General features: G+C 53.2%; 16 protein-coding genes, 2 tRNA genes and 1 riboswitch. Of the genes, 10 read left to right on the plus strand and 8 right to left on the minus strand.

The annotated features are described in order from the left end of the window. The first annotated feature begins 76 nt into the window (after nucleotides 1–76). The 3 genes from P9H32_RS11900 to P9H32_RS11910 all read left to right on the plus strand — a co-directional run bounded on the left by P9H32_RS11900 (nucleotide 77) and on the right by P9H32_RS11910 (nucleotide 2,580). A complete protein-coding gene (locus P9H32_RS11900; RefSeq protein WP_322609117.1) occupies nucleotides 77–1,036 on the plus strand; it encodes a DNA/RNA non-specific endonuclease in 960 nt (319 codons plus the stop codon). A gap of 92 nt (nucleotides 1,037–1,128) precedes the next feature. After that, complete coding sequence (locus P9H32_RS11905) at nucleotides 1,129–1,311, plus strand: ferredoxin (RefSeq protein ID WP_322609118.1); 183 nt, start codon at nucleotides 1,129–1,131, stop codon at nucleotides 1,309–1,311. A gap of 198 nt (nucleotides 1,312–1,509) precedes the next feature. After that, nucleotides 1,510–2,580: a formylglycine-generating enzyme family protein gene (locus P9H32_RS11910; protein WP_322609119.1), complete on the plus strand. Its 1,071-nt coding sequence runs from the start codon at nucleotides 1,510–1,512 to the stop codon at nucleotides 2,578–2,580. Between the two features lie 47 nt (nucleotides 2,581–2,627). Here P9H32_RS11910 and P9H32_RS11915 read toward each other — a convergent pair. Both P9H32_RS11915 and P9H32_RS11920 read right to left on the minus strand, forming a co-directional pair. Next, nucleotides 2,628–2,703 (minus strand) — tRNA-Lys (locus tag P9H32_RS11915). A 117-nt stretch (nucleotides 2,704–2,820) separates the two neighbouring features. Continuing rightward, nucleotides 2,821–2,897: transfer RNA gene (locus P9H32_RS11920), tRNA-Arg, on the minus strand. A gap of 122 nt (nucleotides 2,898–3,019) precedes the next feature. On the opposite strand from P9H32_RS11920, the gene P9H32_RS11925 reads away from it, so the two are divergent. From P9H32_RS11925 to P9H32_RS11940, 4 genes are all read left to right on the plus strand, one after another. Then, nucleotides 3,020–3,595, plus strand: coding sequence for a histidine phosphatase family protein (locus P9H32_RS11925; protein ID WP_322609120.1), 576 nt, complete (start codon nucleotides 3,020–3,022; stop codon nucleotides 3,593–3,595). A gap of 105 nt (nucleotides 3,596–3,700) precedes the next feature. Further along, nucleotides 3,701–3,837, plus strand: a riboswitch (adenosylcobalamin (AdoCbl) riboswitch). A 97-nt stretch (nucleotides 3,838–3,934) separates the two neighbouring features. Next, entirely contained in the window at nucleotides 3,935–4,720 is a 786-nt protein-coding gene (locus tag P9H32_RS11930) for a DUF4465 domain-containing protein (protein WP_322609121.1), read from the plus strand. Between the two features lie 11 nt (nucleotides 4,721–4,731). Continuing rightward, the gene (locus tag P9H32_RS11935) at nucleotides 4,732–6,753 is read left to right on the plus strand and encodes a TonB-dependent receptor (RefSeq protein WP_322609122.1); all 2,022 of its coding nucleotides are present in this window, start codon (nucleotides 4,732–4,734) and stop codon (nucleotides 6,751–6,753) included. Continuing rightward, complete coding sequence (locus P9H32_RS11940) at nucleotides 6,753–8,309, plus strand: hypothetical protein (RefSeq protein WP_322609123.1); 1,557 nt, start codon at nucleotides 6,753–6,755, stop codon at nucleotides 8,307–8,309. Before P9H32_RS11935 ends, P9H32_RS11940 begins: the two co-directional genes overlap by 1 nt. Before the next feature lie 6 nt (nucleotides 8,310–8,315). Here P9H32_RS11940 and P9H32_RS11945 read toward each other — a convergent pair whose 3' ends face one another. Together P9H32_RS11945 and rsmI are read right to left on the minus strand one after the other, a co-directional pair. After that, nucleotides 8,316–8,846, minus strand: coding sequence for an STAS domain-containing protein (locus P9H32_RS11945; protein ID WP_322609124.1), 531 nt, complete (start codon nucleotides 8,844–8,846; stop codon nucleotides 8,316–8,318). A gap of 137 nt (nucleotides 8,847–8,983) precedes the next feature. Continuing rightward, nucleotides 8,984–9,664 carry a 16S rRNA (cytidine(1402)-2'-O)-methyltransferase gene (rsmI, locus tag P9H32_RS11950; protein WP_322609125.1) on the minus strand — a complete coding sequence of 227 codons (681 nt, stop codon included), beginning with the start codon at nucleotides 9,662–9,664 and terminating at the stop codon, nucleotides 8,984–8,986. Nucleotides 9,665–9,802: 138 nt separating this feature from the next. On the opposite strand from rsmI, the gene P9H32_RS11955 reads away from it, so the two are divergent. Continuing rightward, complete coding sequence (locus tag P9H32_RS11955) at nucleotides 9,803–11,098, plus strand: MFS transporter (RefSeq protein WP_322609126.1); 1,296 nt, start codon at nucleotides 9,803–9,805, stop codon at nucleotides 11,096–11,098. A gap of 16 nt (nucleotides 11,099–11,114) precedes the next feature. Here the strand turns inward: P9H32_RS11955 and P9H32_RS11960 are convergent, their stop codons facing one another. From P9H32_RS11960 to P9H32_RS11975, 4 genes are all read right to left on the minus strand, one after another. Then, nucleotides 11,115–12,167 carry an LPP20 family lipoprotein gene (locus tag P9H32_RS11960; RefSeq protein ID WP_322609127.1) on the minus strand — a complete coding sequence of 351 codons (1,053 nt, stop codon included), beginning with the start codon at nucleotides 12,165–12,167 and terminating at the stop codon, nucleotides 11,115–11,117. 8 nt (nucleotides 12,168–12,175) lie between these two features. Then, the gene (locus P9H32_RS11965) at nucleotides 12,176–13,573 is read right to left on the minus strand and encodes a COG3014 family protein (protein ID WP_322609128.1); all 1,398 of its coding nucleotides are present in this window, start codon (nucleotides 13,571–13,573) and stop codon (nucleotides 12,176–12,178) included. A 51-nt stretch (nucleotides 13,574–13,624) separates the two neighbouring features. Beyond that, nucleotides 13,625–14,227 (minus strand): penicillin-binding protein activator LpoB, encoded by a 603-nt coding sequence (locus tag P9H32_RS11970; protein WP_322609129.1) that lies wholly within the window; start codon nucleotides 14,225–14,227, stop codon nucleotides 13,625–13,627. A 79-nt stretch (nucleotides 14,228–14,306) separates the two neighbouring features. After that, nucleotides 14,307–15,221 (minus strand): CvpA family protein, encoded by a 915-nt coding sequence (locus tag P9H32_RS11975; RefSeq protein WP_322609130.1) that lies wholly within the window; start codon nucleotides 15,219–15,221, stop codon nucleotides 14,307–14,309. Nucleotides 15,222–15,349: 128 nt separating this feature from the next. On the opposite strand from P9H32_RS11975, the gene P9H32_RS11980 reads away from it, so the two are divergent. Next, complete coding sequence (locus P9H32_RS11980; protein WP_322609131.1) at nucleotides 15,350–16,072, plus strand: hypothetical protein; 723 nt, start codon at nucleotides 15,350–15,352, stop codon at nucleotides 16,070–16,072. 68 nt (nucleotides 16,073–16,140) lie between these two features. Next, nucleotides 16,141–16,692, plus strand: coding sequence for a hypothetical protein (locus tag P9H32_RS11985; protein ID WP_322609132.1), 552 nt, complete (start codon nucleotides 16,141–16,143; stop codon nucleotides 16,690–16,692). Nucleotides 16,693–16,736 lie beyond the last annotated feature (44 nt).

Consider the following 16,736-nt stretch of genomic DNA (forward strand, 5'->3'; position numbering starts at 1 on the left):
GACTTGCACCAGGCGACCGTTTGCGTGTAAAAACGGAACCATGATTTTTCGGCATTTATTTTTTCGGTCACGACGTATGCGGGTTGCGCTGATGACAGCGCTGCTCTATCTGCTGATATCGGTCGTCTATTTTCATTTGCCGTGGAGCATCCGTTTTCCGGTTTATGAAAAGGCGCCGCAGCTGCATCGGGCTCTGATGTCGGCGGGGTTTAAGGCGATGAATGGCTGGGACAGTCTGGCGCTGTTCGGAAAGGATGTGGAAATTCCAATTCCTGGAAATGCGCGTGGCGATTGGGTCTATGGCGGCTACCCGAAGCAGGAGGGGTTCAAGCTGATCGGCCGCGCGAAGGAGCTGCACAACCGCGGTTATGTGGTCGGCTACAGCGAATTCCTGAAAAATCCGCTGTGGGTCAGTTATCGTCTGTTTGATGTGCCGAAGCTGGATTCGGGCCGACGGCCCTCGGGATTCAAGGCGGATTTGCGCACCCGCGCCGGGGTGCATCATAATGATTACACGCGGTCGGGATATGACCGCGGGCATATGGCCCCGAATTACGGCATTGCCACGCGCTATGGTCCCGACGCTCAGAAAGAAACGTTTCTAATGAGTAATGTGATCCCGCAGACACCGGCGGTGAATCAGGGAATCTGGCGCGAGCTGGAAATGCTGGTGGCCAAAAAGTACGGCCGTTATTTTTCCGAAGTCTGGATTATTACCGGTCCGGTTTTCCAGAAACCGGTGGAGAAGCTTGATTCCGGCGTCAGCATTCCGTCGGCCTATTATAAAATTGTGGTTGATGAATGCGATGGAGCGGTGCGCGCGCTGGCGTTTCTGATTGAAAAGGACTGTCCGCCCTATACCCGTTTCCGTAAACGGCTCGTCAGTATTGACGAAATTGAAACGCTGACCGGGCTCAATTTTTTTCCGGGACTTTCCGAAGAAGAGCAGATTGAGCTGGAGACCGATGCGGCCGGCCGGCTTTGGCCCCGGATCCGTCCCGCACTGCGCTATCAGTTCAAGGGTAAAACGAATTAAGTCTAAAGAGCCCGGGGGGTCATATCCGTTTTTGACCGAATAGGGAAAAACGGTATGGTTTTGGGGATTAAAACACTAACCAGGATGTAACCATGAAATTCAAAGTAGATGCCGATACCTGTATTGCATGCGGCGCATGCGAAGAAACCTGCCCGGAAGTTTTTGAAGTGGACGATCATTCCACCGTCAAAGTGGATGAGGTGTCCGGAGAACTTGAAGCTTCTGCGCTGGAAGCCGAAGAGGGCTGCCCGGTGGATGCCATTTCGCACGAATAGCGTTTTCCACGTGGTGGAAAATGAGCAAAGCCGTCCCATGCCGGGGCGGCTTTTTTGTGGATATAGAGCGTGTTTCCGCTCGAAGCGCAAGGGCGGAAATACAGCTTTTCGGGGGAAAATGAACGTCACTGTTGATATTTTGTCTCATTAAGGCGTATAAAACCGGCGCGTTGCTGCGTCTAATGGATTGAGGTTGATATGAGCAGAATAATTGTGGGAATAGCCGCTCTGGCGGCTGTGTTGAGTGGATTTGCAGAAACCAATAAAAGCTGCTGCGGCGTTTTGCCGTCGCGCTTCGGTCTTTCCGCACCGAAGGCTCCGGAGGGGATGGTGTGGATTCCCGGGGGCGAATTTACGATGGGCTGGGACGGCGAATTCAGCCGCCCGGATGAGCTTCCGCTGCATAAGGTGCGGCTGGACGGTTTCTGGATTAAACGGACGCCGGTCACCAATGCCGAATTCAAGGAATTTGTGGATGCCACCGGGCATATCACCACCGCCGAAAAAAAACCGGATCTGGCCGAGATTATGAAGGGGATGCCGCCCGGGTCTCAGCCGCCGCCGGAATCGGCACTGGTTCCGGCATCGATGGTTTTCCGTCCACCGGGCTATCCGGTTGATCTGAACAATCCGCTGGTCTGGTGGGAATGGAAAGAGGGGGCCGACTGGAAGCATCCGCAGGGCCCCGGCAGCTCCATTGAAAATATTATGGATCATCCGGTGGTGCATGTTTCGTGGTATGATGCCGAGGCTTATGCCCGCTGGAAAGGTATGAGCCTGCCGACGGAAGCTCAGTTTGAATACGCCGCGCGCGGCGGTCACGAGCAGTGGCAGAATACGTGGGGCAATGAACCCGTCACCCAGGGGAAGCCCAAAATTAATATCTGGGAAGGCCCGTTTCCGAACCGTAACTATAAAAAAGACGGATACTATGCGACGTCACCCGTCACCGCCTTTGCACCCAACGATTACGGCCTGTATGATATGGCCGGCAATGTCTGGGAATGGACGGCCGACTGGTACCATGTGGATGCCTACCGTATGGATGCCCGGAAAGGGGTGGTGGAAAATCCGAAAGGTCCGCTCATCAGTTACGATCCGCAGGAACCGCACATGCCCAAAAAAGTGACCCGCGGCGGTTCCTTTCTCTGCAACGATGCCTACTGTTCCGGCTACCGTCCGGCCGCCCGCATGAAAACCAGTCCCGACACCAGCCTCTGCCACACCGGCTTCCGGGTGGTGAAAAATGTGGTGAAACCGGCCCGGTAGAATCAAAAGAAAAAAACCTCCGACCCGAAACGGGCGGAGGTTTAAAATGGTAGAAGCGCAGGGGCTCGAACCCTGGACCCGCTGATTAAGAGTCAGCTGCTCTACCAACTGAGCTACGCTTCCATCTGTAAAAGCCGAGCAATGTAATCACTCTGAACCGTTCACGCAAACCGTTTTTTTAATTATATCCGCTCTCCATAACTGCGCGAACCCATCGGCTAACCTGCAGATATAGAAAAATGGCGCCCTGGACAGGATTCGAACCTGTGGCCTACGGATTAGAAGTCCGTTGCTCTATCCAGCTGAGCTACCAGGGCTTTAAAGGGTTCGGGAATATATTCGAGCGAATGCAAACGGGCAAGCTGTTTGTTTTCTTCTTCTGAGGGGGGAGGGCCGGATTATAATTCCTTCTGATTTTCGGAAAGGGTAGGGTGACTGCATGTGCGTTTTGAGAAATCGGTATTATGGCTTCCGTCATGGGCAGAGCCGGGCGAATGATGAGGGTATTATTGTCAGCGATCCGGCGTTGGGGACGGTGGAGTACGGTTTGACGGAGGAGGGGCGGCGTCAGGTGGTTGCGAGTCTGAAGACGGCGGATGTCTTTGATTCGGAATCCGTGCTTTTTTCTTCGGATTTCCGGCGTGCGCGGGAGACGGCGGAGATTATCCGGTCGGAGTTGGGCTGTGCGGAGATTGTTTTTGATGTGCGGCTGCGGGAGCGTTTTTTCGGGGATTGGGAGGGAAAACGTCATGAACATTATTCCAGGGCCTGGAAGCAGGATGAGTTTGATCCGGAGCGGGAGTATCATGGGGCCGAGAGCTCGGCGTCGGTGCAGCGCCGGATGTGGGCGGTGATTGAATCGCTGGAACAGCAGATGGCGGGAAAGACGATCGTGCTGGTTTCTCATGGTGATCCGCTGATGCTGTTGCAGACGGCTTTTCTGGATCTGGGGCCGTCGCGCCACCGGAGTCTTCCGTATATTGAGACGGCGGGCTGGCGGCTTCTGAATCCATAATGTCCGGAGACGGGAAGAAATGGTTTGATCTTGCTGAATCGGGCGTTTTGTTGCTTCGGGGCTTCATTTGATTTTGACAGGGGGGCATCGGGGCCTTAGGTTCCTGCCTCATTCTGAAGAACCTGATGGAAGTCCGGTGAAATTCCGGCGCTGTAGCGCAACTGTAACGGGGAAGCCCGAAGCCAGAACTTTCAGGCCTTCAAGATGTTGGACTCTTTCGCATTAAAGGAGGCCCAATGGATCAGACGTCCGGCGGTGCCCGGGCGTTTTTTTGTGCCTATGCGGGAGGGAGTGATTAAACAGATAATATACCCGCGATTTATGGGCGAAAGGGATGAAATGAAAAAGATAATGTTGGCGGCCGCGTTGAGTTTTGCGGCATTGGCCGGTGCAGAGGTGATTGTGGATTTTGATGAGCTCTGGACAACGGGCCAGAATGATTACGATATGTCGGCGGGTTTCGGTGATGTGTCGTGGACTTCCAAAGGGGTACAGTTTGTACGCAACCGCACGGACTGGGGCGGCGGGTTTTCGAGCTGGGACGGGATGACGTTTTCAAGTGTGAACAATCCTTCGGTGGGCGGTTTCGGCAATCAGTATGCGGTATACGGCAGCGGATCGGATGCGAGCGGAACGGGTTCGTATGCCGTTTTTTATGAGCCCTGGGGCGGCGGAAATTCAGTGGTATTGCCGGTGGCTACTGAAGTGATGGGTTTTCATTTCAATAATACGGCCTATGCAGCGGACTCGTTATTGAATGGTGACAGCTTTGCCCGCGCGTTTAATCTGGCGAGCAACGATGTGTTCAGCCTGACTGTGGTTGGATATGATTCCCTCGGTGCAGAAATCGATCAAACGGTTTCTGTGAATCTGGCGGACTACACGGGCGTTTCGGGGCAGGTTGTAAGTGATTGGACCTGGGTAGACCTTTCGGCACTGGGTACGGATGTGAAGGCGCTGCGCTTCGACCTGAGTTCAACCGACAGCGGAACTCCGACCTATTTTGCCATGGATAACTTGACCGTGGATGCCATTCCGGAACCGAGTTCGGTGGTGCTTCTGGTTGCCGGAGCGGGCGGGCTGGTCTGGTTCCGTCGTCGCCGGAAATATTTCTTCCGCGGCTGAGGCGATGAACGATGAAGGTCGGGCTGCTATGTATATTCTGTTTGATTTTTCTGGGCTCTGCATTGGCGGAAGTTGAGGAAAAGATTTCGGTTTATGCCTGGCAGCAGGACGAGTTGACTTTGCTTCCGGTTGACACTGCCGCTGATGTGACGGTGATTGACCGGGAGACGATCGAAGCATCCGGTGCGGTTTCCGTGCCGGATCTTTTGCGTAATGAAGCCAATGTGATGATTCGCAACACGTCGGGTAATGTGAACGACGGGCAGGTTGCCATGCGCGGGTTCGGGGAGAATTCGCATCTGCGGACGCTGATTCTGGTTGATGGCCATACGCTGAACCGTCCGGATATGGGGGTGGCCGGATGGGAGAGTCTGCCGGTGATGAACATCGAACAGATTGAGGTGATCCGCGGCGGACAGAATGTACTCTATGGCGATAATGCGCTGGCCGGGGTTATCAGCATTACAACGAAACGCGGGGCGGATGCGGGTACGCAGGTGCTCGGTACGATGGGGGAGTTTGGTTATCTCAGCGGCTACATCGGTCACGGCGGTGCGGCGGGACCGGTGGATTATTATGCCGGGATCGACCGGTATGAGTCGGAGGGGTTTCGCTCGAATTCACTTTCGCGGGCAACGGTGCTGACGGGCAGTCTGGCGTGGTATGCCAATGATTCGGATATGGTTTCATTGCGGGTATCCCATACCGACAGCTATCGGCAGTATCCCGGTCCGCTGCTCTATGATCAGATGATGGAGGATCCGACGCAGTCGTATTATTCCGGCGATGAATATGCGGAAGATCTCGAAAGCCGGGCATCGCTGATCTGGAAAACCTCGAAGAGCTGGGGCGAGGCGCGGGTGGTCACCGGCATCAGTCGCCGGGAGAATGAGTGGCAGCTGCCGGGCAGATCGGCGGATGAGCTGCAATATGGTTTTTCGTTAGGGCCTCGGGTTAAACTGGGATCAGCCGATAATTTTCTGCTGACAGGGGTTGATGCTTCGTATGACACGCTGGACCACACCAACGATCTACAGGCGGATCCTGATTATGCAAGCTCTGAAGGTATGTTCAGCCGGGTTACGGTTCAGCCTTATGTTTTTATGCAGAAAACGCTGCGCGAACGCTGGATCGTGGGCGGCGGGGCACGGTATGAGCATGCAACGGCCGATAATGATTTCAATGACTATATTGATAATCAGATTCTGCCCTACATCGATACCAATCGGGGACCGATTTCCAACCCGAATTATAATCCGGATCCCGATCAGGATCCGCTGACCTCTTATGATGAAGCAGTGAAAAAAGAGGGTTGGGCGGCAACGCTCTCTTTGACCCGTAAATTTAACCGGAATTTTGAGGGATGGGTTCGCTATGATCGCTGTTATCGGTATCCCACACTTGATGAAGCGGCGGCCTATAATGAATTTGAACTCAGTGAGCCGCTGAATACCCGGCTTGATCCGGAAGAGGGGAATCATTTTGTGACAGGAGTCCAGTGGGGAAACGGGTTGTGGCGGTTCCAATGGTCGGCGTATGCATTATTCATGGATAACGAAATCGTCTATGATCAGGTGCTGATGCTGAACCGGAATCTGGGAAAAACGAAACGGCTCGGAACAGAATTTGAAGTGGCCTGGGATCGCGAGTGGTATGGGGCGAATACCCGTTGGGCCGTTCAGGATGCCAGGTTGGCCGGTGGAGAATATGAGGGCAATGTGATTCCGCTGGTTTCACCGTATCATGGAGTGGTATCCGGTTGGATTGATCCGGTAGAACGTCTGCGGCTGACCCTGACCTGGTCCTATGTCGCCGAGCAGTATCAGGGGAATGATGATGCAAATATTTTGCCGAAAATGGATGCTTACGGTCTGCTGGGGCTGCATGCCGATATTCGCATGAGTCCGCGTATCCGTCTTAATATCAGTATGGAAAACCTGCTGGATGAAATCTATGCCACTACGGCATACAGCGGGGTGTATTATCCGGGAGCCGGCCGCAGTTTCCGGTGCTCAATGATGCTGGAGTTTTAATGATGAAAAAATGGATTTTTGCTGTACTGCTGTTCGGGTTGTCATGGATGGATGTGTCGGCGGTTGAAAGTTTTCCGGCCGATGACGGAATCGGCATGAACGATCTTTCAATTGTGCTCTGGGCGGACGGATATACCAATTATCTTTTCGGCACGAATCTGACTGATAGCTGGAAAACGCCGGAAAAGGCACTGGGTCAAGCTGTTGGTAATTCTTATGACATTGTAGGATTAGGGCGCGGCGGCGAGATTACACTGACTTTTTCACAGGGCATTGCGGACGGCGAGGGGGCGGACTTTGCTGTTTTTGAAAACGGCATCAGTTCCACCTTTCTGGAGCTGGCTTATGTGGAAGTATCTTCGGACGGTATTCATTTTGTGCGCTTTCCCAATTCTTCGCTTACACCGAATCCGGTGGGCGGATTCGGTCATGTGGACCCGACTTTGGTTGACGGCCTGGCCAGTCGCTATAAGCAGGGCGTCGGTACGCCGTTTGATTTGAGTGCACTCAGTGCGACGTCCAATACCATTGCTTCCGGAATACATGAATATTCGCCGGAATTTGTTACGGATTTTACCAACAATATCGGCTTACTCGATTTTGAACATGTCAGTTACGTCAGGCTGATTGATATTGTCGGTGACGGTAATTATTCTGATTCTGGAGGATATGCCATCTACGATCCTTATCCAACAATCGGCAGTGCCGGATTTGATCTCGATGCGGTGGGGGTGATTAACCGTTCGGCAGTAAGCGGTGAGCTGCAGACGATTACATTCGAACCGATTCCGCATCAGCAGCTCGATTTCCAGACGCTGGAACTTTCGGGGGAGGCGGACAGCGGTCTGCCGGTGAGTTTTTCGGTGAGCGGTCCGGCGGCACTGACGAACAGCACCCTTTATTTTACCGGCACGGGAACGGTTGAGGTGGTGGCCTCGCAGGGAGGCAGTGCGGTATATGCGCCGGCGTCCCCGGTGCTCCGCTCATTCCGGATTGCAGAGCAGGTGCAGCATATTTTTGTGGAGCCGATTTCCGATTCGGTTGCGGCACCCGGTTATTTCACCGTGCAGGCTTATTCGAGCAGCGGGCTTCCGGTGCATCTTTATGTGGATAGCGGCGAGGGGGTAGTCGGTGAGCTGAATCATGTTTATGTGCTGCCGTCTTCGGCCGGAACTGTGACGTTGCGCGCTTCTCAGCCCGGGGATGCCTTCACCGCACCGGCGGAGGATGTTCTGGTAGAATTCCGGGTTCTTGAGACGCCGGAAGATTTAGTCGGGTTTGCTGAGTGGGAAGCGGCGGGGGATTACCCGGCGCTCGCATATTCGAAGTCCATAGACCGCTTCGGGCGGGATGCGCTGAAGTTGTCGTATGAGCTGCCCTCGGTGGTGCAGGGGACCTCCCGGCTGCTGGTTTCGGAAAATCTTCAGACCTGGACGAATGCTGTGCCGGAGATTACGACTCAGACGGTAACCAACGGAATGGTGGAAACGGAACTGCTGGTTCCGGCAACTGCAAGCAATCAGTTTTTCCGGGTTCAGTTTGAGGGAAATCAGTAGGAGTCGTTATTTTCCGCCGAGGGCGCGGACGTCGTCTTCGAGAAATTCGAGGACCGATTTAAATTTCGGCAGATTCTCGGGATTGATTTCCACGAGCTTTTCGTGGGCTTCAAGGGTGGTTTTTGCAGCTTCAAGTTTGTCGGCGGGATTGGGTTCAAGAGGGCGGGCTTTGCCGCAGATATCGCAGTCTTCAATCGTGTCGGAGGCGAGGGTGTAATCGACGACGCGGTCGACGCCGAGGGTGGTGAGCAGTTTTCTGTTTTTTTCGGAGAGGTTTACGAGCTTGAACTGATATTCGGGTTTACTTTTAACAAGGCAGGCCAATCCAGCCACGACACCCATGAAGGTACTGTCCATTCCGGTACAATCCGCCATATCCAAAAGAATACGATCTGCAGAATGTTGGTCCATCACCTGATGGATAAACTGCTTCATCGGCGGGCTGACCTTGAAAGAACCACGTCCTTCAACCCGGACGATTGCCGTGTGGTCAATATATGCCGCTGTTAGGTTGTCACCATTCGTTCCCGAACCCATGTATTTCTAACCCCTTGTCAATTTCCGAACCGTGCAGATACTAGCATTGCGATTGATGAGTTCAACGTGAATAGTTGAAAATCATGGTTTTTACTCGTCGTTGCGGCACAAAAAGAATTAAAAAAAGACGATTTGGTTTAATGTTTTTCAGGCAGGATGATCACCACACATTCACCTTTAACCGTTCTTTGTTCATAGGTTGCGCGGATTTCCTGCGGGGTTCCGCAGGTGCATTCCTCGAATTTTTTGGTGAGTTCGCGTCCTACAAAGACGGTGCGGCCGGCTCCGAGATGCTCTTCGATTTCGTTGAGTACTTTAATGAGACGATAGGGCGATTCGTAGAGCACCACGGGAAGGTCGGCATCGGCCCATTTCAGCAGGTCGCGTTTCCGTCCGCCGCTTTTGTGCGGCAGAAAACCGGCAAAAATAAAGCCTTTTTCACCGAATCCGCTGAGGGCTACGGCAGTGGTGACGGCGGCCGGGCCGGGGACTGCGGTGATCGGAATGCCGGCTTCGCGGCAGTGGAGAATGACGCGCGATCCCGGGTCGGAAATACAGGGCATCCCTGAATCGGTGACCATGGCAACGGTTCCGCCGTTCTGAATTCGTTCGATAATCTGTTCCGAGCGCTGGTTTTCGTTGAATTTGTGGCAGCTCATCATGTGCGTTGAAATTTCATAGCGGTCGGTCAGGCGTCGAGTATGGCGAGTATCTTCCGCTACAATCAGATCAACACCTTTCAGCGTTTCCAAGGCTCTGAATGAGATATCGCCGAGATTTCCGATAGGGGTGCCTACAATATAAAGTCCTGATTCCATGCTCTGGAAAATAGGGGAATGGACGGGAACTGGAAACTGGAAAGTTAAACGCTTTGCAGTGCATTGGCCAAATGGAGGAGTTTACTTATTCCGATAAATCCAATATCCCTTTTTCCTTCAATTTATCCCTGAAACTCTATGCTTACCGACGAACAGAGAAATCGCGCATTTCGTATCATCATTACGACCCAGTGTCTGGGCATGTTGAGTGCATTTCTTTTTCAGAACGGATTTTACCTGAACTATTTCACGAAACTGGGTTTTTCCAGTTCATCCTTCGCTTCACTGTCTGCGCTGCCGTCGCTGTTCAGTGTGTTTCTCCTGTTGCCGTTTGCCTTTCTTTCTGACCGGCTGGGCAAGTTGAAACTGGCGCTGATCGGGCAGGTTTTTATGGTGCTCAGTCTGATGATGATGCTGGCGGCGGGCTGGATACACGCCGGACTGGCGATGGTGGTCGGTTCGCTGCTGCTGTTCTGTCTCGGCGGGAGCCTGCAGGGGGCCAGCTGGTTCGCGTTGCTGAATCCGATTATTCCGCCCTCGGTTCGCGGGCGTTTTTTCGGTCGGCTGCGCGTCACCTTTATGACAGTGAACATTCTGTTCACGCTGGCGGTTGCGGGGATGATGAAAATGACGCAGTCAATGTGGGCTTTTCAGGTATTGATCGGGGTGATTCTGGTGGCCCATGTCTTGCGGTATTTCACCTATGCCCGGATCCCGGAATTGGAACGTGAAGACGGTGAGACGCATAAAAAAAGATCCTTTTACAAGGCCTGTACGGAAGTTACACACATTCCGGGGTTCACGCAGTTCAATGCCTATATTTTTCTGATTACGCTTTTTACGGCAGGCATCCCGATTGTGTTCGGACTGATGCAGAAGGATATCTTCGGGTTCTCTGAAGCGCAGATTATGCTGGCAGGAAACTTATTTCTTGCCGGGAATGTGGCGGGCTGTGCGCTGGGCGGGCGGGCCGTTGACCGCTTCGGAACGAAGCGGGTTTTCCTTTTTACCCATCTGGCCTACGCCAGCACAATTCTGTTTATGCTGTTGCGCGATATGATGCCCTGGACGATTTTTGTGCATGTGCTCGCATGCACTTTTGTTTTCAGTTTGGTGGGGGCCATGGCCGGCGTGGCCAATACATCGGAAGTGCTTGCACTGATTCCCGCCACGAATAAGTCGCTCTCAACGGCAGTGAATATGACGCTCTTCAATCTGGGGATGGCTCTTTCCGGGCTCATTGTTTCGCGGTTGATTGAATGGCATGCGCTGGCCGAAGAGTGGAAAATCGGCGGTTTAGTCTTCACCGATTACGACTCAATTCTGGTTGGATTCGCGGGGCTGATTGTTCTGATGCTCGCCACCATTGGTCTGGTTCCGAAAGTGGTGCGGAATGCGCAGTTGATGCCGGGCAGCGGAATTCCTCGTCCATAATTCGCGGGATGGAAGTTTACGGCTGGTCGATGAGCGAATCAAAATAAAGATCCAGCCGCTGGGCACCGTTGGCCTGGATGGAATTTTCCAATGTCCGGAAGGAGCGGGTGCGGGCCTGTTCCATGGTTTTATGGGCTTCGCGTCCTTTGTCGAGCACGGTGACCACCCCGTTTCCGTCCGGGTCGGTAATCTGAAGCAGCATTTCGTAGCGCACAAAAATAAGCCCCTGTTCGCGCTCGCCGGTATCCGCAACTTCAATCTGAGTATCAATTTTCAGTATGGCCGGCGTTCCGATCACAAAGCCGTAGCGTGTGATGAAGTCCTGCAACGTGGCCTGCATCCTGTTTTTTTCGTCTCCGTCAACATGGATCTCAACCTTGATTTCTTTGGCGGTATCAGCGAGGGCCTTGCCCAACTGATTCAGGGAATAAGACGGGGTGGCGTCCGGAACGGAGCGCGGGTGAATGACGTTGAGCTGACGCAGCAGATAGTCGGCTTCTTGTGCGTGCCGGTTGGCGGTGCGCAGCGTGGCATACTTCTGCAGGATATTGTCGGTGAGTTCCGCGTTGGAACGGAGAAAGTTGACGCGGGTGGTTTGTTCGCTGATTTTGTCGCGATAAATTTTCGCCGTGTCACTGCGGTTGAGGTAGGCGACGGCGTGGTAGCGCCCGAGGCTGTCTTTCCAGGCTTCGGCAAACTGAATGTTATAGAGGGTCTGCGCGGAGAGAATGTTGATGTCGGAGGAAAAGCTGGTGGTGCGGTCGAAGCTGGATTGGGTTTCGAGGGTTTGATCCAACAGGCGTTCGTCAGATTCGATGTGCGATTCAAAAATCCGTGAAAGACTGGCTGCCGCCGCATTTTCGGCGGAATGGCGTGTGTCGCCGGTGCCGACGGCTACGAGGTAATCGGAATCGGGATAGACTGTTTTCGGGTTGGTCAGCCAGGCCGGTTGCCGGTTTCCCGACATGCAGCCGGTTGATAGAATCAGCGCTGGAAGCAACACCAGACCGCAGAGCAGGGTTCCATTTTTTCTGAAGAGATCAAGGGGATTGGCCGATTTGGGTTTCATGGTGATCCTCAGTTGAGATAGGCGGATTCAAGGACATTCAGTTTCCCGGCTTTAATGGAAACTCCGTTTCGTTCATCCGTGAAAAGGAGCTTACCAGCAAGGTCATAGTACTTGATCCGGATATTATAGAGCCCTTCCGGCAGGTGAATTTCGCGGATGGAGGCATCGGCCGGAAAAAAGCGTGATATGCGCAGGTCGGCATTTTCAGTCCGGTTGACCAGTGCAGTGGTGGCCAGTCGGGTAAAGAAGGCGAGACCGCTGTCCATGTTGTCGGTTGCCTGTTCCGTGGCGGTCTGCGTGGCGAGTCCTTTCACTACGGCGCGGGTGAGCGTTTTCATGTAAATCAGCGGTTTCCGGATGCCGAAGGTTTCGACAGCCGCGTTTTCCAGACTTTCCAGCCGTTGGAGACTGCTGGTGCCGACGCTTTCAATCTCTGCATCGATGCGGTTTACCTGTGAAGGATGCTTCAGCATTTTCGGCAACTGGAATTTGAAATTATAGCCTGCCTTGACGCCGGGCCACGGAATGGCACTGAGCCCGTTGAGCTCCTGTTTGCCGAGATAATCCTCCTGCGTGCCGGCGAGTACAATGAGGTTCTCTTCCGTAAATACATAAAATGAGCTCGCTTTTTTCTCGGGGCCGAGACCGCTGAAGGCGATCACGTTGAGGCGGGCTTCTGGCGGATAGACCTGATCGGTGGAGGCTGAAAAGTCGGGTTCGTTGAAGGTGTAGATGTCGGGCTGGAGTTTCCAGCCTTTGGAAATTTTTTCGAGGTCGATGCGTACGTCGTCCCAGCGGTCTTCGTTGCGGTAGAGCAGCATGCTGAGGTATCGGCCGAGGGCGGATTCCTGAAAATAGTTTTTCCCGGGAGCGAATTCTTCGTGGGCTTCTTCGGCTTCGTTCAGCTTTTGTGCAACGTTGTCGTATTTATCTTCCAGCTGCGTGAGTTTCTGGTTGATGCGCCGCACTTCCACAAATGCGGAATCGTTTTTGCCCAGAGCGAGATAGTTGAGGGCCTTGAAGGCATTGAGATAGATGTCTTCATAGTCTTCTCCGGCATAGGCCCGCGCATTGTCATTGAGAATGAGGGAGGAGGCGGAGCGGGAGATGCTTTTGGTGAAGTTTTCTTCAATAGCCCGCTCAGCTTTTTCCAGCTGTTCGTTGCTTTTTTCATATTGCCCGTTCCAGTGGTAAAGCATGCCCGTATCGAGGTAGTAGACGACCCGGTCTTTATGGGTGTACGATTTTTCTTTCGCGGCTTCGATTTTGCTGATGGCCGAGGAATAGTCCCCCTTGGCCAGCATAGAGGCGGTACCGGCATAGTGTGTCTTACTGGTGCGCAGATGCGCACAGCCGCTCAGGAGAGCGGTCAGGCCGAGCAGAATTATGGGCAGTGGGCGGGGCACGGGATCAGTACCGGAAGAGCGGCGCTTGCACGCCGTCTTCCTGAGAGTGAATTACCATTTAACCGAGCTTTTCTTGACGTATTTTTTGATTTTTTTGTCACCCATCCAGACCTTTTCGTTGGTCTCAAGATGGACCATTTCCATGTCCACCTGGTAGAATTTAACCGAGCGTTTGCCTTCGGAGTCGATGATGGTTTTGATGCCGCCCTGCAGCATGTAGTCCGCGCCGGTTTCGGCGGCAAGGCGTTTCTGAGTTTCTTCGCGCGACCAGGTCTGCTGTTCTTTCCGTTCTTCGCGAAGCTCGCCACGTTCCGTTTTATTGGCCACAAATGTGACGCGGCCGTTATTGATCAGTTCGCGTTCGAGGTCTTTAACAAAAGTGCCGGTTTCGATGTGTTCGGAGCTGAGGTTGCGGATAGTGCCGACGATGACGACCGGTTTTTTTCCGTTTTTGGCGGTGTATTCTTCGATCCACGGACGCTGGGCAATATCGGCAATCATTTCCTGAGAGACGAGCTGGGAATCGGTGTCGTTCCAGCGGCCGGAAATATCGATCTGTTCATCGGCGGCCACTCGTTCGACCTTGGTTTTACAGCCGGTGAGGGCCCCGGCGGAAACTAGAATGAGGGCGGATAATAGAATACAGCTCTTCATGGGTATCTCTCCTTGGTTTAAAATGATTAAAACTCTGTAAAAATCGTATACTGCGGGCGACGGCAGGTCAACCTTGCTTCTATTTAAGCACTTCTCCGATAATTACATCGAATTCCGGGTCGCGGATAAGCAGGGTGATTTTGTCGGTACTGAGCAGGTCGCGCTCTTTCAGGCTCTGCAGACTGGCCTGTATCTTTTCATTACTGCCGAAACGCGAGAGGCTCTGACAGAGTTCGGATTTTTTTTCGCGGCCGCTGAAGAAACCGAGTGCTTTCAGCTCTTCAAGCGTTTGGGTGTCGTTGAACAGTGCCTGCAAGGAAGCGTTGCTTTCAATCCGGCCGGCATCCCCGCTGAGCAGGTCTTCGGCAAATTGGCGGTCTTTGACCAGAGTCTGAATGGTTTCCGCCGCCATGAGATTTTCGAGGTGCCGCATGCCCAGGGCGGGGTTGCTGATCACGCGGGCGGAGGCGGCGGCCTGCGATTCGCGGCCCTCGCGTGCGCCGATCAGATAAACCGCCTCATAGGCACCGCGCCGGGCGAGTGAGGCAAATTTTGAATTTCCGGAGCCTGGAATCGGCTTTCCGGTGGCACCCACACTGAAGACATCACCCAGCCAGAAAAGGAAGATCATCGAAAAGAGACCGACAAAGAGGTTGATGGCTGCGCCGCTGAGCGCGCTGTACCATGGGTGGCTGTAGTTTTCCTTTTCCTCCTTCTCCTTGTGGTTGTCGCGGATGTTCGTCATGACGACGTGGAAAATGAAGGTAATGATGATGAAGGTCAGACCTGCGATGACCGGAATGGTGACAATGCGGGGTCTATGCGCCACTTCACCGAGCCAAGACCCAATATAGCGGCCGGAAAAAAAGGCGACACCATAGGCCAGGATAACCCGGACCACACTGAGAATGGAGAGCAGAAAACCTTTGTGCCATCCTGCCAACAGGAAAAAAAGCAGTACGATGCCTGCCAGAATATCGATTACAATGTGCATACAAACCCCAACTGTTTCTATTGCATTAAAGATAGTTTGTTCCCCTTCGCTCAAAAAGATTAAAATAGGTGGATAATTATGACGCGATGCGTTCGCCTTTATTGCAGGTGAAATGACCAAAGGAATAAATGATGGATTTTTTGTATGCGACGGAACTGAAAAAGCGCTTTACGTGTTTCGGTCATTTCTACGAATTGGGACTGATGAGCGGGGAAAAGGTTAAATGCCGCAGTGTGCTTGAAATTGTGGATGAGACGGTGCCGCAGAAGGACCCCTCGGCCATTTCGGAAATGATTCCGGATGTGGTCGTGATTATGATGAATCCGGGGTCGTCTCGACCAAAAGTGGATGGGCATGTGGATCCGGTGATTGAATATCCGGAGTCCGGAAAAGGCCGGAGGAAGGAGCTGGTGCTCACGCAGCCCGATAACACGCAGTATCAGGTGATGCGGGTGGCGGTTTCCAAAGGCTGGAACCATATTCGGGTACTGAATCTCTCTGATCTGCGAGATCCGAAATCCGGAAAGTTTTTGGAAAAAGTCGATATGTTGCGCAGCGAGACGGGCGGGCATGTGCACAGCCTGTTTTGCACGGAACGGCAGAACGAGTGTGCATTTTCGCTGCAACGCAAAACGGATACGCCGATCGTGCTGGGGTGGGGGCAGGATCAGGGCCTGTTGCCGCTGGCGGAACAGTGTATGGCGCGAATCGGTGAAATTCCAACCGTCACGGTGCCCTCGGCGGTGCATCCGTTGCTGAATGCGCACCCGAGTCCGATGCTGCAGAAAATGAAACTCCAATGGCTTGAATCCATGCTGCACCAACTGAACGGATGCGGTATCTGCCCGTAACTTGATTAAATAAGTATTCTTGTTCATGATTTTAGCTTCTGATTAACTGTTGGAAATCAGGGGGGTGAATGATGAACGTGATACTGAGGGCGGGATTATTTCTTCTTTTGGCGGGATGCGGCAGTCTGAAAACGACGGTGCCGAAATCTTACATGGTTACGGATGAGCTGATTATAAAAATCGACCCGGTAAATGATGAAAAAATCGGCTTCTGGATGGACCATGCGGTTCAGGTCCGGGAAAAAGGCGATGTGGAATCGCGCGGGAAAAATCACCAGTTCTCCATCGTGGTTGAGCCTTCGGTGTGGGCCCGGGTGAAACGCAGTGCAACGGTGGTGGGCTATTCTTCGGAAACCGAATGTCTTATGGGCGATGAAATGGTGGCGGTTTCCGGGATGCCCGGTGAAAACTTCACGGTGAAAATCGAGCCTTTGGCGATCAACCGTTTTCAGGTGACCGGCATCTATCTCGCATCACATATTTCGGAATCGGGAGAAACCGCAAAAACCATTCCGTTCGATTTTGTAGCAACGCCCGGCGAGGAGACCACCGTTTACCGTAAAACCGTGGTCTTAGATCCCGATGCGCGGATCGGCGAAGAGGAGCTGCTGCGTCACTGAGCTTCTCTCTTTCCAATGGTTGGAAACTGTGCTCTGCTGAATGT

This window comes from Pontiella agarivorans (assembly GCF_034531395.1).
Taxonomy (GTDB): domain Bacteria; phylum Verrucomicrobiota; class Kiritimatiellia; order Kiritimatiellales; family Pontiellaceae; genus Pontiella; species Pontiella agarivorans.

What these genes read in the sequence shown, in the direction of transcription:
- P9H32_RS11925 (WP_322609120.1), top strand. Translation starts at nt 3,020, where the DNA reads ATGTGCGTTTTGAGAAATCGGTATTATGGCTTCCGTCATGGGCAGAGC.
- P9H32_RS11970 (WP_322609129.1), bottom strand. Translation starts at nt 14,227, where the DNA reads ATGAAGAGCTGTATTCTATTATCCGCCCTCATTCTAGTTTCCGCCGGG.
- P9H32_RS11945 (WP_322609124.1), bottom strand. Translation starts at nt 8,846, where the DNA reads ATGGGTTCGGGAACGAATGGTGACAACCTAACAGCGGCATATATTGAC.
- P9H32_RS11940 (WP_322609123.1), top strand. Translation starts at nt 6,753, where the DNA reads ATGATGAAAAAATGGATTTTTGCTGTACTGCTGTTCGGGTTGTCATGG.
- rsmI (WP_322609125.1), bottom strand. Translation starts at nt 9,664, where the DNA reads ATGGAATCAGGACTTTATATTGTAGGCACCCCTATCGGAAATCTCGGC.
- P9H32_RS11960 (WP_322609127.1), bottom strand. Translation starts at nt 12,167, where the DNA reads ATGAAACCCAAATCGGCCAATCCCCTTGATCTCTTCAGAAAAAATGGA.
- P9H32_RS11955 (WP_322609126.1), top strand. Translation starts at nt 9,803, where the DNA reads ATGCTTACCGACGAACAGAGAAATCGCGCATTTCGTATCATCATTACG.
- P9H32_RS11910 (WP_322609119.1), top strand. Translation starts at nt 1,510, where the DNA reads ATGAGCAGAATAATTGTGGGAATAGCCGCTCTGGCGGCTGTGTTGAGT.
- P9H32_RS11900 (WP_322609117.1), top strand. Translation starts at nt 77, where the DNA reads ATGCGGGTTGCGCTGATGACAGCGCTGCTCTATCTGCTGATATCGGTC.
- P9H32_RS11980 (WP_322609131.1), top strand. Translation starts at nt 15,350, where the DNA reads ATGATGGATTTTTTGTATGCGACGGAACTGAAAAAGCGCTTTACGTGT.
- P9H32_RS11985 (WP_322609132.1), top strand. Translation starts at nt 16,141, where the DNA reads ATGATGAACGTGATACTGAGGGCGGGATTATTTCTTCTTTTGGCGGGA.
- P9H32_RS11905 (WP_322609118.1), top strand. Translation starts at nt 1,129, where the DNA reads ATGAAATTCAAAGTAGATGCCGATACCTGTATTGCATGCGGCGCATGC.
- P9H32_RS11930 (WP_322609121.1), top strand. Translation starts at nt 3,935, where the DNA reads ATGAAAAAGATAATGTTGGCGGCCGCGTTGAGTTTTGCGGCATTGGCC.
- P9H32_RS11975 (WP_322609130.1), bottom strand. Translation starts at nt 15,221, where the DNA reads ATGCACATTGTAATCGATATTCTGGCAGGCATCGTACTGCTTTTTTTC.
- P9H32_RS11935 (WP_322609122.1), top strand. Translation starts at nt 4,732, where the DNA reads ATGAAGGTCGGGCTGCTATGTATATTCTGTTTGATTTTTCTGGGCTCT.